Annotated in this window: 12 protein-coding genes; 8 read left to right on the forward strand and 4 right to left on the reverse strand. The window is 67.0% G+C overall.

The window, feature by feature from the left end; translation table 11 throughout:
- Positions 1 to 5: 5 nt before the first annotated feature.
- Complete coding sequence (locus AB431_RS10960; protein ID WP_047329938.1) at positions 6 to 602, reverse strand: fasciclin domain-containing protein; 597 nt, start codon at positions 600 to 602, stop codon at positions 6 to 8.
- A gap of 93 nt (positions 603 to 695) precedes the next feature.
- Positions 696 to 1361, reverse strand: coding sequence for a fasciclin domain-containing protein (locus AB431_RS10965; protein WP_047329939.1), 666 nt, complete (start codon positions 1359 to 1361; stop codon positions 696 to 698).
- Between the two features lie 216 nt (positions 1362 to 1577).
- Here AB431_RS10965 and dxr point away from each other — a divergent pair, with 216 nt between their 5' ends.
- The 7 genes from dxr to AB431_RS11000 all read left to right on the forward strand — a co-directional run bounded on the left by dxr (position 1578) and on the right by AB431_RS11000 (position 10877).
- Positions 1578 to 2744, forward strand: coding sequence for a 1-deoxy-D-xylulose-5-phosphate reductoisomerase (dxr, locus tag AB431_RS10970; protein ID WP_047329940.1), 1167 nt, complete (start codon positions 1578 to 1580; stop codon positions 2742 to 2744).
- Positions 2741 to 3979, forward strand: coding sequence for an RIP metalloprotease (locus AB431_RS10975; protein WP_047329941.1), 1239 nt, complete (start codon positions 2741 to 2743; stop codon positions 3977 to 3979). The genes dxr and AB431_RS10975 overlap by 4 nt, the downstream gene beginning before the upstream one ends.
- 47 nt (positions 3980 to 4026) lie before the next feature.
- Positions 4027 to 5178, forward strand: coding sequence for a flavodoxin-dependent (E)-4-hydroxy-3-methylbut-2-enyl-diphosphate synthase (ispG, locus tag AB431_RS10980; RefSeq protein WP_047329942.1), 1152 nt, complete (start codon positions 4027 to 4029; stop codon positions 5176 to 5178).
- A 44-nt stretch (positions 5179 to 5222) separates the two neighbouring features.
- Positions 5223 to 6077: a GNAT family N-acetyltransferase gene (locus AB431_RS10985; protein ID WP_047329943.1), complete on the forward strand. Its 855-nt coding sequence runs from the start codon at positions 5223 to 5225 to the stop codon at positions 6075 to 6077.
- Positions 6078 to 6231: 154 nt separating this feature from the next.
- Positions 6232 to 7641, forward strand: coding sequence for a family 16 glycosylhydrolase (locus AB431_RS29520; RefSeq protein WP_082135634.1), 1410 nt, complete (start codon positions 6232 to 6234; stop codon positions 7639 to 7641).
- 165 nt (positions 7642 to 7806) lie between these two features.
- A complete protein-coding gene (locus tag AB431_RS29525; RefSeq protein WP_052960259.1) occupies positions 7807 to 8931 on the forward strand; it encodes a family 16 glycosylhydrolase in 1125 nt (374 codons plus the stop codon).
- Positions 8932 to 9053: 122 nt separating this feature from the next.
- Positions 9054 to 10877 carry a penicillin-binding transpeptidase domain-containing protein gene (locus AB431_RS11000; protein ID WP_047329944.1) on the forward strand — a complete coding sequence of 608 codons (1824 nt, stop codon included), beginning with the start codon at positions 9054 to 9056 and terminating at the stop codon, positions 10875 to 10877.
- Between the two features lie 18 nt (positions 10878 to 10895).
- Here AB431_RS11000 and AB431_RS11005 read toward each other — a convergent pair whose 3' ends face one another.
- Positions 10896 to 11189, reverse strand: a complete 294-nt coding sequence (locus AB431_RS11005) for a DUF3892 domain-containing protein (RefSeq protein WP_082135636.1) — start codon at positions 11187 to 11189, stop codon at positions 10896 to 10898.
- A 137-nt stretch (positions 11190 to 11326) separates the two neighbouring features.
- Between AB431_RS11005 and AB431_RS11010 the strand changes: the two genes are divergently transcribed.
- Positions 11327 to 12241, forward strand: coding sequence for a nitronate monooxygenase family protein (locus tag AB431_RS11010; protein ID WP_047329946.1), 915 nt, complete (start codon positions 11327 to 11329; stop codon positions 12239 to 12241).
- A gap of 52 nt (positions 12242 to 12293) precedes the next feature.
- Here the strand turns inward: AB431_RS11010 and AB431_RS11015 are convergent, their stop codons facing one another.
- Positions 12294 to 13247, reverse strand: coding sequence for a hypothetical protein (locus AB431_RS11015; protein WP_047329947.1), 954 nt, complete (start codon positions 13245 to 13247; stop codon positions 12294 to 12296).
- Between the last annotated feature and the right edge of the window lie 83 nt (positions 13248 to 13330).

Genomic DNA, 13330 nt, shown 5'->3' on the forward strand with positions numbered 1-13330 from the left:
GGGGCTTATTGCGCCGGCGGCATGAGCACCGTGTCGATCAAGTACACCGTGGCGTTGGCGGTCCGCACGCCACCGCACACCACGTTGGCGCCGTTGACCTGGAGGTGATCGCCCGAACCGGTGACCGTCAGCTCCGCGCCCTGGACCGTCTTGTGGGTGCCGACCACCTGATTCGGTGCCGCCTGGCCGGGCACCACGTGGTAGGTCAGGATCGAGGTCAGCAAGTCCTTGTTGGTCTTGAGCTGATCGATGGTGGCCGGATCGATCTTCGCGAAGGCGGCATCAGTCGGTGCGAAGACGGTGAACTGGCCGCCGTTGAGGGTGTCCACGAGGTTGACCTCGGGATTCAGCTTGCCGGACAGGGCGGCCGTCAAGGTGGTCAGCATCGGATTGTTGGACGCCGCAACGGCTACCGGTGCCATGGACATGCCGCTGACCGAACCGGGGCCGGTCGGCACCTGCTGGGCATACGCTGCACAACCCGGGCCAACCGGACCGGTGTGGTTGTCGGCCGCCGCGCTGGGTGCCAATCCCACCGAGAGGCCCAACACCGCGGCCAGGGAGATGCCGGCCAGGGAGCCCGCCTTCTTGGTTACCTTCATGGACATTCGATCGTTCCTTTCGTAATGCGTTGCGCTGGAAGAGGTTCAGCGCGACGTTGCTGATCTGTGGAGGGTCGTCAACGTGGTGCAGGGTTACTGGGCCGGCGGCATCAGCACCGTGTCGATGAGGTAGACGGTGGCGTTGGCCGTTTGGACACCGCCGCACACCACGTTGGCGTCATTCACCTTCAGGTCGTTGCCCGCTCCGGTCACCGTGACCGTCGCGCCCTGGACGGTCTTGTGCTGCCCGACAACTTGAGCCGGACTGGCCTGCGCCGGAACCACGTGGTACGTCAGGATCGAGGTCAACAGGTTCGAGTCGGTCTTGAGCTTCTCGATGGTGGCGGGATCGATCTTGGCGAACGCGTCGTCGGTCGGAGCGAACACCGTGAACTGCCCGCTGTCGAGCGTCCGCACCAGGTTGACGTTCGGGTTGAGCTTGCCCGAGAGCGCCGATGTCAGCGTCTTCAGCAGCGGATTGTTACTGGCGGCCACCGTCACCGGGTCCTTCGACATGCCGGCCACGGACCCGGGTCCGGTGGGCACCTGCTCGGCGTAGCTCGCGCAGCCGGGGCCGACGAGTGAGCCGGCAGGTGCGGCGGCCGCCGAGGTGGTGGTCGTTGAGGTGGCAGCCGACGAGCTGCTCGACGCCGAGCTGCTCGACGATTGCGCCGTTGTACCGGTCGACGAGCAGCCCGCGAGGACTACGGCGGCCGCCGTCAGGCCGGCGGCGCTCAGAACGGTGCGGTGAAATGCCATAGGTGACTCCCTTGTCGTGTGAATCTGTGCCAGTCGGTCGACCGGTCGTATCGGCAATGCACAGGCAATTCGGCACGCTCCACGGCGCGGACGGGTGTACCCGGGCCGGGGTCACAAACGCGTCATAGTCGGGCGGACGCGCAATCGGGAGCAGATGTGACGCCCCGACTCATCGCCGATGCCGGCATTGCGGACCGCACGCGGCACAATTGAGAGGTGAGCGCCGCCAACCGTCTCCGGGTCCTGATCCTGGGCAGCACCGGTTCCATCGGAACCCAGGCCCTGGAGGTCATCGCCGAGAACCCGGACCGCTTCGAAGTCGTCGGTCTGGCCGCCGGCGGCGGAAATCCGGACCTGCTGGCCCGGCAGCGCGCTGAAACCGGTGTGACCAACATCGCCGTCGCCGATCCCGAAGCGGCCGAGAAGGTCGGCGATGTGACCTACAGCGGGCCCGATGCGGTCACCCGGCTGATCGAGACCACGCAAGCCGACGTCGTGCTCAATGCCCTGGTCGGCGCGCTGGGACTGAAGCCCACCCTGGCAGCGCTGGCCACCGGCGCCCGGTTGGCCCTGGCCAACAAGGAATCGCTGGTCGCCGGCGGACCGCTGGTCGTCAAGGCCGCGCGTCCCGGTCAGATCGTGCCGGTCGACTCCGAGCACTCGGCGCTGGCCCAGTGTCTGCGCTCCGGCACCGCCGGCGAGGTGGCCAAATTGGTGCTCACCGCCTCGGGCGGCCCGTTCCGCGGCTGGTCGGCTGCCCAGCTCGAGCCCGTCACACCCGAGCAGGCCGGCGCCCATCCCACCTGGAACATGGGGCCGATGAACACGCTGAACTCGGCGTCGCTGGTCAACAAGGGCCTGGAGCTGATCGAGACGCACCTACTGTTCGCCGTGCCCTACGAGCGCATCGAAGTCGTGGTGCACCCGCAGTCGATCGTGCACTCCATGGTGACGTTCACCGACGGCTCCACGATCGCGCAGGCCAGCCCACCGGACATGAAGCTGCCGATCTCGCTGGCGCTCGGCTGGCCGGATCGGGTGCCGGCCGCAGCCGCGGCCTGCGACTTCACCAAGGCCTCGACCTGGGAGTTCGAGCCGCTCGACGCGTCGGTGTTCCCCGCCGTCGACCTGGCCCGGCACGCGGGACAGAGCGGCGGCTGCCTGACCGCGGTCTACAACGCCGCCAATGAAGAGGCCGCCGAGGCCTTCCTCGACGGAAAGATCCGGTTCCCGGCCATCGTGCGGACAATCGCTGACGTGCTGCACGCCGCAGACCAGTGGGCCGCCGAACCAGCTACCGTGGAAGAAGTACTTGACGCGCAGCGCTGGGCACGGCAGCGGGCTCGCGAGGCCGTCACACAGGAGGTCGCTTCAATCCGATGATGTTCGTTATCGGCATCGCGCTGTTCGCATTGTGCATCCTCATCTCGGTGGCCCTGCACGAGTGCGGTCACATGTGGGTGGCACGCGCGACCGGAATGAAGGTTCGCCGCTACTTCGTGGGCTTCGGACCGACGCTGTGGTCGACGCACCGGCCCAACAAGCTCGGATCCACCGAGTACGGCGTCAAGGCCGTCCCGCTGGGCGGCTTCTGCGATATCGCCGGCATGACGTCGGTGGAGGAACTCACCCCAGTAGAGCGCCCGTACGCGATGTTCAAGCAGGACACCTGGAAGCGGGTGGCGGTGCTGTTCGCCGGGCCGGCGATGAACTTCATCATCGGACTGGTGCTGATCTATGGGATCGCCGTCGTGTGGGGTCTGCCCAACCTGCACGCGCCGACCACCGCCGTCGTGGGCGAAACATCGTGTGTCGCACCACAAGTCAGCAAGGACAAGCTCGCCGACTGCGCCGGTCCCGGCCCGGCGGCCCTGGCCGGCATCAAGCCCGGCGACGTCGTTCTCAAGGTCGGCGGCACCGAGGTGAAGAACTTCGACGAGATGGTCGCCGCCGTGCGCAAGGCCGCCGGACCGACGCCGTTCGTCGTGCAGCGCACCGAAAACGGTGCCACTCGTGAGTTCACCACCACCGTTGATGTCACCGCCACCCAGCGCCTCGTCGCCAAGGAGAAGGGTGCCGAGCCGGTGCCCACCAACGTCGGCGCCGTCGGTATCGCCGCGGCGACGTTCCCGCCCGCGCAGTACAACGTCTTGACCGCCATCCCGGCGACGTTCACTTTCACCGGTGATCTGACCGTCGAACTGGGCAAGTCGCTGGCGAAGATTCCGACCAAGGTCGGTGCGCTGGTGCACTCCATCGGCGGCGGCGAGCGTGATCCCGAGACCCCCATCAGCGTCGTGGGCGCCAGCATCATCGGCGGCGACACGGTCGATCACGGGCTGTGGGTGGCGTTCTGGTTCTTCCTGGCCCAGCTGAACTTCGTGCTCGGTGCGATCAACCTGGTGCCGTTGCTGCCGTTCGACGGCGGCCACATCGCGATCGCGGTGTTCGAGAAGATCCGCAACCTCGTCCGATCGGCGCGCGGCAAGGTCGCCGCGGCGCCGGTCAATTACCTGAAGCTGATGCCCGCCACCTACGTGATCCTGGTTGTGGTGGTCGGCTACATGCTGTTGACCGTCACCGCCGACCTGGTCAATCCGATCCGGCTGTTCCAGTAGCCGCCCGCAATGTTGGAGATGAAGTAGTGACTTCCATAGGCCTGGGCATGCCCGCCCCGCCGGCGCCCGTGCTGGCGCCGCGTCGAAAGACCCGCCAGCTGATGGTGCGCGATGTCGGCGTCGGCAGCGACTACCCGATCTCGGTGCAATCGATGTGCACCACCAAGACCCACGACGTCAACTCGACGCTGCAGCAGATCGCCGAGTTGACCGCTGCCGGTTGCGACATCGTCCGAGTGGCCTGCCCGCGCCAGGAGGACGCCGACGCGTTGTCCGAGATCGCCAAGCACAGCAACATCCCGGTGATCGCGGACATCCACTTTCAGCCGAAGTACATCTTCGCCGCGATCGACGCGGGCTGCGCGGCCGTGCGCGTGAACCCCGGCAACATCAAGGAGTTCGACGGCCGGGTGGGCGAGGTCGCCAAGGCGGCAGGAGCGGCGGGCATCCCGATCCGCATCGGCGTCAACGCCGGATCGCTGGACAAGCGCTTCATGGATAAGTACGGCAAGGCCACCCCGGAAGCGCTCGTCGAGTCCGCGCTGTGGGAAGCCTCGCTGTTCGAGGAACACGGCTTCGGCAACATCAAGATCAGCGTCAAGCACAACGACCCCGTGGTCATGGTGGCCGCCTACGAGCAGCTCGCCGAAAAGTGCGACTACCCACTGCACCTCGGCGTGACCGAGGCCGGGCCGGCGTTTCAGGGCACCATCAAGTCGGCCGTCGCTTTCGGCTCACTGCTGTCGCGGGGGATCGGTGACACGATCCGCGTCTCGCTGTCGGCCCCGCCGGTCGAAGAGGTCAAGGTCGGCATCCAGATCCTGGAGTCGCTGAACCTGCGACCGCGCGGTCTCGAGATCGTGTCCTGCCCCTCGTGCGGGCGGGCCCAGGTCGACGTCTACACGTTGGCCAACGCCGTGTCGGCCGGTCTGGACGGTCTCGATGTGCCGCTGCGGGTGGCCGTCATGGGCTGCGTCGTCAACGGGCCGGGCGAGGCGCGCGAGGCCGATCTCGGCGTGGCGTCGGGCAACGGCAAGGGACAGATTTTCGTCAAGGGCGAAGTCATCAAGACGGTGCCCGAGGCGCTGATCGTCGAGACGCTGATCGAAGAGGCCATGAGACTGGCCTCCGAGATAGGTGAAGCCCAGCGTGACACCGGCACATCTGCCAGCGGTTCGCCCGTCGTGACCGTAAGCTGATGGCGTAACCCGCTGGGGTTTTCACTCCGCAGAAAGTAACGCCCATGTCGGCTCCGCCACTGTTTCGTCTGGTCGACGAACGACGGGTGTCTCCTGCTCGTGACGCTGCGGCGGTGAGCCGCGTGCTCGCCGACGATCCTGTCGGCTCCTGCATGGTGGCAGCACGGGTCGCCGACCACGGAGTCGAACCCCAGGCGATCGGCGGAGAGCTGTGGACGCGGCGGCGCGCTGAGGAATCGCTGTGTTACGCGGGGGCCAATCTGATCCCGCTGCGCGGCGCGCAACCCGACCTGCATGCGTTCGCCGATAAGGCGATGAGTACCGCGCGGCGCTGCTCGTCTCTGGTCGGCCGGGCCGAATTGGTGTTGCCGATGTGGGACCGCCTGCAACACGCGTGGGGACCGGCCCGCGACGTCCGCGATCGCCAACCACTCATGGCCCTCGGTGTGGCGCCGTCGTCCCGGATCGACCCGGCGGTGCGGCGGGTGCGGGTCGACGAGCTCGACGCCTACCTGGTGGCCGCGATCGACATGTTCATCGGTGAGGTCGGCATTGATCCGCGGATCGGCGACGGCGGTCGGGGGTACCGCCGCCGGGTCGCCAGTCTGATCGCAGCGGGCCGCGCCTATGCCCGCTTCGAGCACGGCCAGGTCGTGTTCAAGGCCGAGGTGGGATCGCAATCTCCGGTGGTCGGTCAGATCCAGGGCGTGTGGGTGCACCCGGAGTGGCGCGGCCGTGGGCTCGGCACCGCAGGCACGGCGGCCGTGGCCGCCGCCGTCGTCAACAGTGGACGGATCGCAAGCTTGTACGTCAACAGCTTCAACGAGGTTGCCCGCGCGGCCTACGCCCGGGTGGGCTTCGCCGAGGTCGGCACGTTCGCGACCGTCCTGCTCGACTGAGCGTGCGCCACGCCGATTTGCTCGATCTGAAACGCGATCGTCCCACTCCCGCTTAACATGGGTGTTACGCGCCGAAAGTCGCGTCTGTGTCGGGGAGTTCGCGGGTGTCCGCGCGGTTTGCGGCCTGCTCGCGTTGTCGAGTCGGGGGGTCGACATGCGGGGTCCTGTTTCCGGTTTGCCATGCTCGGGCTGGGTGGCCGGTGCGCTGATGGCCGTGGGGCTCGGTGCCTCGATCACCGTGGGATGCGGCATCGCGGCCGCCGACGACGGCTCGGCGGCATCGTCGCCGTCGAAATCCGGCTCTGCCCATACCAATCCGGCGTCATCGGGCACCGCCGCGAGCGCGTCCGTGCGCGGGCCGCAGAAGAAAGCGGTGGCAACTAGCCGACGCTCTGCCGCGCCGCCGGCGGCCGTCGGGTCGACAGGACGTCGCCTCAAAGCTCCGACGGTGCCTGAAATCAGCGCTACCGCGACGGCGGCAGCAGCGCAGCCGACGGCGAGGGCGACGTCGACCAACAGCGCTTCGGCGGTTCCGAATCCGCTGGGGTTCCTCGATGCGATCATCCGGCAGATCCAGGTCACATTCTTCAACCGCACACCGACGATCTATTACGACGCGTCTAAGAACGTGATCAATGGCGACGGCACGATCACCGGACAGGTCGTCGGCAGCGACGCCGACGGAGACGCGCTGAAGTACACCGTGAGCACTGCGGCCGACGGGACGGTGGCGATCGACAGCAGCGGCGAGTTCACCTACACACCCGGCGCGGGCTTCGTCCCCTCGAGCGGCGATATCTTCACCGCGTCGGTCAGCGACGCCACGCCCGGGCAGTACCACGGACTGATTGGACTGCTGGTTCCCGGATGGGGGTCGACGGCAAGTCTCACTGCGAAGGTGACCGGTCTCATCACACCCCCCGGTGATCCGGGAGGTGTCGGGACATGGGGCACGCCAACACGATCCGCGTTTTTCACCGACTGGTCGGTGCTGTCGGACTGGTGGGTCTACAACGGCACAACCCAGCACGGCAACCGGACACCCAACCAGATCTCGTTCGCCGACGGCGTCATGACGCTGTCCGGTGACGCGGCAGGCAACGACGCGGGCATCGCGTGGGGACCCGGCCAGCAGTACGGCGGGTGGGAGGTGCGGGTCAAGATTCCTGCGGGTGCGCCCAACTACGACCCCGTGCTGCTGCTCTGGCCGGACGCCGAAAACTGGCCTACCGGAGGCGAAATCGACTTCATGGAGATCTGGGGCGACGGGTCCCGGCAGGCCGTGAACTCGGTTCTGCACTACTCGTCGACCAATCAACAGGCCGGCGCGACCATGACGGTGGACGCCACCCAATGGCACACCTACGCGGTGAAGTGGACGCCCACGGAGATCACCACCTACGTCGACGGCACGCCGATCTTCACCACGAAGGACACCTCGACGTTCCCGCCCGGCCCAATGCATCTGGCCATCCAGCTGGACATGCTTGGTCCCGACATCTCGGCCGGAGCCCAGATGCAGGTGGCCTGGGTCAAGGAGTATTCGTTGGCGTCGGTCCTCTGACCGGCCGCGAACAGTGTCTCCGCTCAAAAGACTTGCGCGAGTTGGCTTTTCTCGGCGTCACTTCACGTTATGTTGTTGGCGCGACGACGTCGTGCCCACAGAGGCCGGTGTCGGGGTGACCGCCGTTGTGGCGCCCCATGCCGCGTTAGTGGGGTAGGGGGAAACATGGGGCGAGACTCTTTCACGCCGGCGATATCTGCGGGATGGACCGGCGGCGCGGTCGCGGCGCTCGGGATCGGTGCGGCAATTCTGTCCGGGGCCGGCGCCGCCGCTGCTGACACCTCATCGGGTTCGGGATCGTCGCCGTCCGCGCATTCGGCTCCGCGGGATTCGGCCGGCCCGGTGAAGGCCCGTTCGGCGCGGCCGGCGAAGGCTGCGGCGCCCGGTAATCCGTCGACGCGATCGGCCGCCACGCCGGCCGGTGCCGCGGCGTCGTCGCCGACCCTTCGCGCCGGGGTTCTGACAACCACGACGCCGGCGACGCCGTCGTCGGCCGGTGCCACCACCGCCAAGCCCGACGTACCGGTGACGTCGCCGCTTCCCAACCCGATGGCCATGGTGAGCGCTGCTGTCAACGCGTTCTTCAAACAGGTCCAAACCTCGTTGTCCGCGGCCGCTACGACCGCGGCCGGGTCGACCGGAACGGCGGCGCCGCGCACGGGTCCCGGCACCTGGGGAGCCCCGACGCGCACCACGTACTTCACCGACGCCTCGGTGCTGTCCGGATGGTCGGTCTATACCGGGACTCATCCGGAAGGCACACGCACGCCGACCGCGTTGTCGTTCGCCAACGGCATCATGACCATCACCGGGGACGCGCAGGGCAATGACGAGGGCATCGCGTGGATGCCGGGCCAGAAGTACGGCGGCTGGGAGGTGCGTCTGCGCGTACCCGCGGGCGCCACCAACTACGATCCCGTACTGCTGCTGTGGCCCGACGCCGAGAACTGGCCCAAGGGCGGCGAGGTCGACTTCATGGAGATGTGGAACGACCCGGCTCGCCAGACGGTCAACTCCGTTCTGCACTACGGCCCCTCCAACAAGCAGGTCGGGACCAGCTTGGCGGTCGACGCGACGCAGTGGCACACCTACGCGGTGAAGTGGACATCGACACAGATCACCACCTATGTCGACGGGGTGCCGCTGTTCACTTCGACCAACAAGTCGCAGTTCCCGCCCGGCGCCATGCACCTGTGCATCCAGTTGGACACGATGGGTCCTGACATCGCTGCCGGTGCAACGATGGAAGTCGCCTGGGCCAAGCAGTACTCGTTGGCCGCGGTCACGTGAGGCGTCGAACGTCGGGTTGATGTCGCTCTTACCGACGTTTGACTGCATCAACTCGACGTTCGCCGTTGAGCCCCGGTGTGTTTGCGGCACTTTCGGGTCACGGGCTCATAACATTTGCCCCAATGGCTACTTGCACCTCATTAGCAACACGAGTCACAGGCGTCATCGCGGTGTTGGCGGTGGTGGCGGCATCGGCGACGTTGTCGGCGTGCACCCCGCGCCCTGACGGGCCGGGGCCGGCTGCGGAGAAGTACTTCGCCGACCTCACCAAGGGGGACACCGCGTCCGCGGCCCAGCTCTCCGACAAACCGGCTGATGCGCAAGCTGCGCTCAACGAAGCGTGGGCTGGGCTGCAGGCGACTCACCTCGACGCCCAGATCCTGGGTTCGCGCTATACCGAGGACACCGGCAGCGTGAACTACCGCTTCACCTGGCAGCTGCCCAAGAAGCGGACCTGGACCTACGACGGCGTGCTGCAGATGATCCGCGACGAGGGCAACTGGCGCGTGCGCTGGACCCCCACCGGACTTCATCCCAAACTCGGTGAGCACCAACACTTCTCGCTGCGCGCCGATGCGCCGCGGCGGGCGTCGGTCAACGAGCTCGGCGGCACGGACGTACTCGCCCCGGCCAACCTCTACCGCTATCAGCTCGACGCCGCCAAGGCCGGAGCCGCGTTGATGTCCACCTCACGGGTGATCGCCGACCAACTGCGACAGTTCGACAACACCCTGGACCCACAGCGCCTCGCCGAGCAGGCCAGCTCGTCGAGCGCCCCGCTCGACCTGGTCACGCTGAAGCCCGTCGACCACGACAAGGTCGCTCAGGCGCTGGACCTGCTTCCGGGCGTCGTCGTGACCCCACAGGCTGACCTGTTGCCCACCGACGAGCACTTCGCCCCGGCCGTCATCGGTCAGGTGAAGAAGGCGGTGATCGACCAGCTCGACGGAGAAGCGGGCTGGCGAGTGGTCAGCGTCAACCAGAACGGCGCCGACATCGATGTGCTGCACGAGGTGGCGCCAACCCCCGCGCCGTCGATCTCGATCACGCTGGACCGTTCGGTGCAGAACGCCGCCCAGCACGCCGTCGACACCCAGGGCCGCAAGGCGATGCTGGTGGTTATCAAGCCCTCGACCGGTGAGATCCTCGGTGTCGCGCAGAACGCGGCGGCCGACGCCGACGGGCCGGCCGCCACGACGGGTCTGTACCCGCCAGGTTCGACCTTCAAGATCGTCACCGCCGGAGCAGCCATCGATCGCAATATGGCCACCCCCAACACCCTGCTGGGCTGCCCGGGTGAGATCGACATCGGCCATCGAACCGTCCCGAACTACAACAAGTTCGACCTCGGCACGGTCCCGATGTCCAAGGCGTTTGCGAACTCGTGCAACACCACATTCGCCGAACTCGCCAGCCGCATGCCCCCGACCGCGCTGACCGTGGCCGCCTCGCAGTACGGCATCGGCCCGGACTACACGATCGACGGGTTGACGACCGTCACCGGAACGGTGCCGCCGACGGTCAACCTCGCCGAACGCACCGAGGACGGCTTCGGCCAGGGCAAGGTCCTGGTCACTCCGTTCGGGATGGCGCTGGTGGCCGCAACCGTGGCCGCGGGCAAGACGCCCAGCCCGCACCTGATCGTCGGGAGCCAGACCGCTGAGAGCGGTGACCATCCGCCGATTTCGCCGGCCATGCTCGACGGCCTGCGCCCCATGATGCGTCTGGTGGTGACCAACGGCACCGCGAAGGACATCAACGATGCCGGCGACGTGCGCGGTAAGACGGGGGAGGCGGAGTTCCAAGGCGGCTCGCACGCGTGGTTCGCCGGCTATCGCGGCGACATGGCGTTTGCGGCGCTGATCGTGGGCGGCGGTAGTTCGGAGTACGCGGTCCGGATGGTGAAGATGATGCTGCAGGAGCTGCCCGCCGACTATCTGGCCTGAGCCCTTTGGGGCAGGGCGTCAGAACGTCGGCAGCTGCAACAGGCTGTCGTTCCAGTGGTCGTCGTGGCCGTAGCTTCGCAAATACTTGGCCCGGCGCAGGGCCTTGGACTGAAACAGGTCGAAGACGCCGACTTCGGAGTGGTGGTTCTCGCCTGCGATATAGGCCGTGTGCCCGCGGCCGAGGCGGTTGACCATCTGCTCGCGCTTGCAGGTCTTGATGTCGCCGTCGACTCGATACTGCACTTCGACGACGTGGCGATAGTCGTCGCTATGCGATGGTGATGTGCGTCGGGCAATTATTTGATAGCGCATCGTGATACCTCGAACTATGCAGCTAGGTGACGTAGACGTCAGTATATAGCAGTTGCCAAGTTTGCATGCCGATGTGCAAAACGTTCGCGAGTCGTCGCCTGATCGTGACCCGTCGAGTCCGGGTGTTTGAATGAGGCGTGACCAACCGGATTCAGAATTTGCTCGGGGTCACCTACCCCGTGGTTCAGGCGCCGATGACCTACATCGCGCGGGCTTCACTCGCCGCCGCGGTGTCCGAGGCCGGGGGACTCGGTGTCATCGAGACCCTCACCCCGCAGGGGCGCGCCGATCTGTTCCGGGTGCGTGATCTCACCGACCGTCCGGTGGGCGCCAACCTGATGATCCAGGGCTGGAAGCGAGACCCGTCGATCGTCGAGGTGTTGGCTGAAGCCGATATCCGGCACGTCTTCACGTCCGCAGGCGACCCAGCCTTGTTCACCGAGCGGCTGCACGACGCGGGGATGACGGTGGTGCACGTGGTGGGTTCGCTGAAGGGGGCCCGCAAAGCCGTCGACGCGGGAGTCGATGCGCTGGTGGTCGAAGGCGTCGAGGGCGGCGGTTTCAAGTCGGCGCTCGGCGCGTCCACCTTGGTACTGCTGCCGCTGATCGCCGAACAAATCGACCTTCCCCTGATCGCTGCCGGTGGAATCTGCGACGCCAGGTCGGCTGCGGCGGCCGTGGTGCTGGGAGCCGAGGGTGTCCAGATGGGCACCCGCATGCTGGCCAGCCGCGAAGCGGCTGTGCACGCCAACTTCAAGGACGCCATCGTCGCCGCCGACGATGCCGGGACGATTCTGCTCGACCTGCCCGGCAATCCCACGATGCGGGTGTTGCATGTCGGCCTGGCCCGCCGGGTGTCGACCGAGGGGGCCACCGCGCCGCTTATCAGCGGCGTCACCGAGCTCTACTTCGAGGGCGACATGGAAGCCAGTGTCGCCAACACCGGCCAGGTCTCGTCACGAATCGGGCAGGTCCTGCCGGTCGCCGACATCGTCCGCGACACCTGGCTGGGTGCACAGGACGTGCTCACCGGCGCCGCGGCCCGGCTCTGAGTCATCCGGCGGAGACGTCGCGCCGGGAGGTGATGGCCGATGGCGACCGTCGTTATCCTCTCTTGCTGCTGCCGGTCTTGCTGCTGCCGGTGCTGCGGGCTGATGCCGGAGTTTTGTTGCCCGTCGCGCTGGCTGGCCGACCCGATCGGGCGGCCGGCTTGGCCGGCCGAGCGGATCCGGCGGCGGCGGTGCTGGTTGGGTCGACCGCGGCGGCCCCGCCGGCCACGACGACGCCGTTGATGTTGAAGCCGGGGCCCTCTTTGATGACGGTCTGCCCGGTCTGACCGATCGAACCGGCGATCGCCAGCGGCCCGGCGCCGGCATGCACGGTGTTGCCGCTGCCGAAGTCGGCGAATGCCAGGCTCAAGGTGCCGCCGCCCGGAAAGCCCGCATAGGTCTTGTTGTCCGTCCCGAAGAGGTTCATGGCGGTCGTGAAGTTACCGACAGCGACGGCGTAGTGGCCCTGGGCCGTGGTCCCGTTGCCGAACAGGTTGACGGCGATGTTGCCCAGACCGTAAGCCTCGACAAAGCTGCCGACAGGGACTGTGGACCCCAGCGAGATGTTCAGGGCGACGTTGAGACCGAGGTTGGACAGGGTCGGTGCCCCGACCGTGACGGCTTCCCCATTCGGACCCAGCTGGGTTGCCATTCCGATGATCCCGAGGGCCTGCGCGATTGAGTTGTCACCAATCGCCGTGGCGAAGGAGAGTGCAGTGGTGGTCCCCGGCTGGCCCGTTATGGCGAACGCGTTGGTACCGAACGAGAGGGCGGTGGACAACCATCCATCAGCGGCGAACGCCGTCGCGCCGTTGCCGATCGCGATGGCAATGCTGGTCGGGCCGCTGGTGCAGTTTGGGGTGTTGCCGAAGCCGAAGAACGAGGCGCAGGTGGCGCCGGCCGGTGGGGCTGAGCCCAGGCCGGTGGTGGCCAATACACCGACGGCCAGCGCGCTGACCGCGGTGGCGGTGGCGAATTTGGTTCTGGTGGTTGAGGCATATCGACCCATGACTACCTCCGAGTGAGTTGTGTGGTCGCTATGGACGAAACGTAGTCCCCGTGGAGGAGCCTGGCGCGGGATTTATCTCTTCC

Source organism: Mycobacterium sp. EPa45, from assembly GCF_001021385.1.
Taxonomy (GTDB): domain Bacteria; phylum Actinomycetota; class Actinomycetes; order Mycobacteriales; family Mycobacteriaceae; genus Mycobacterium.

Bases quoted from the DNA above. Each gene is read 5' to 3' on its own strand.
- ispG (WP_047329942.1), top strand. From the start codon at position 4,027: ATGCCCGCCCCGCCGGCGCCCGTGCTGGCGCCGCGTCGAAAGACCCGC.
- AB431_RS10960 (WP_047329938.1), bottom strand. From the start codon at position 602: ATGAAGGTAACCAAGAAGGCGGGCTCCCTGGCCGGCATCTCCCTGGCC.
- AB431_RS11000 (WP_047329944.1), top strand. From the start codon at position 9,054: ATGGCTACTTGCACCTCATTAGCAACACGAGTCACAGGCGTCATCGCG.
- AB431_RS10965 (WP_047329939.1), bottom strand. From the start codon at position 1,361: ATGGCATTTCACCGCACCGTTCTGAGCGCCGCCGGCCTGACGGCGGCC.
- AB431_RS29525 (WP_052960259.1), top strand. From the start codon at position 7,807: ATGGGGCGAGACTCTTTCACGCCGGCGATATCTGCGGGATGGACCGGC.
- AB431_RS11015 (WP_047329947.1), bottom strand. From the start codon at position 13,247: ATGGGTCGATATGCCTCAACCACCAGAACCAAATTCGCCACCGCCACC.
- AB431_RS11005 (WP_082135636.1), bottom strand. From the start codon at position 11,189: ATGCGCTATCAAATAATTGCCCGACGCACATCACCATCGCATAGCGAC.
- AB431_RS29520 (WP_082135634.1), top strand. From the start codon at position 6,232: ATGCGGGGTCCTGTTTCCGGTTTGCCATGCTCGGGCTGGGTGGCCGGT.
- AB431_RS10975 (WP_047329941.1), top strand. From the start codon at position 2,741: ATGATGTTCGTTATCGGCATCGCGCTGTTCGCATTGTGCATCCTCATC.
- AB431_RS10985 (WP_047329943.1), top strand. From the start codon at position 5,223: ATGTCGGCTCCGCCACTGTTTCGTCTGGTCGACGAACGACGGGTGTCT.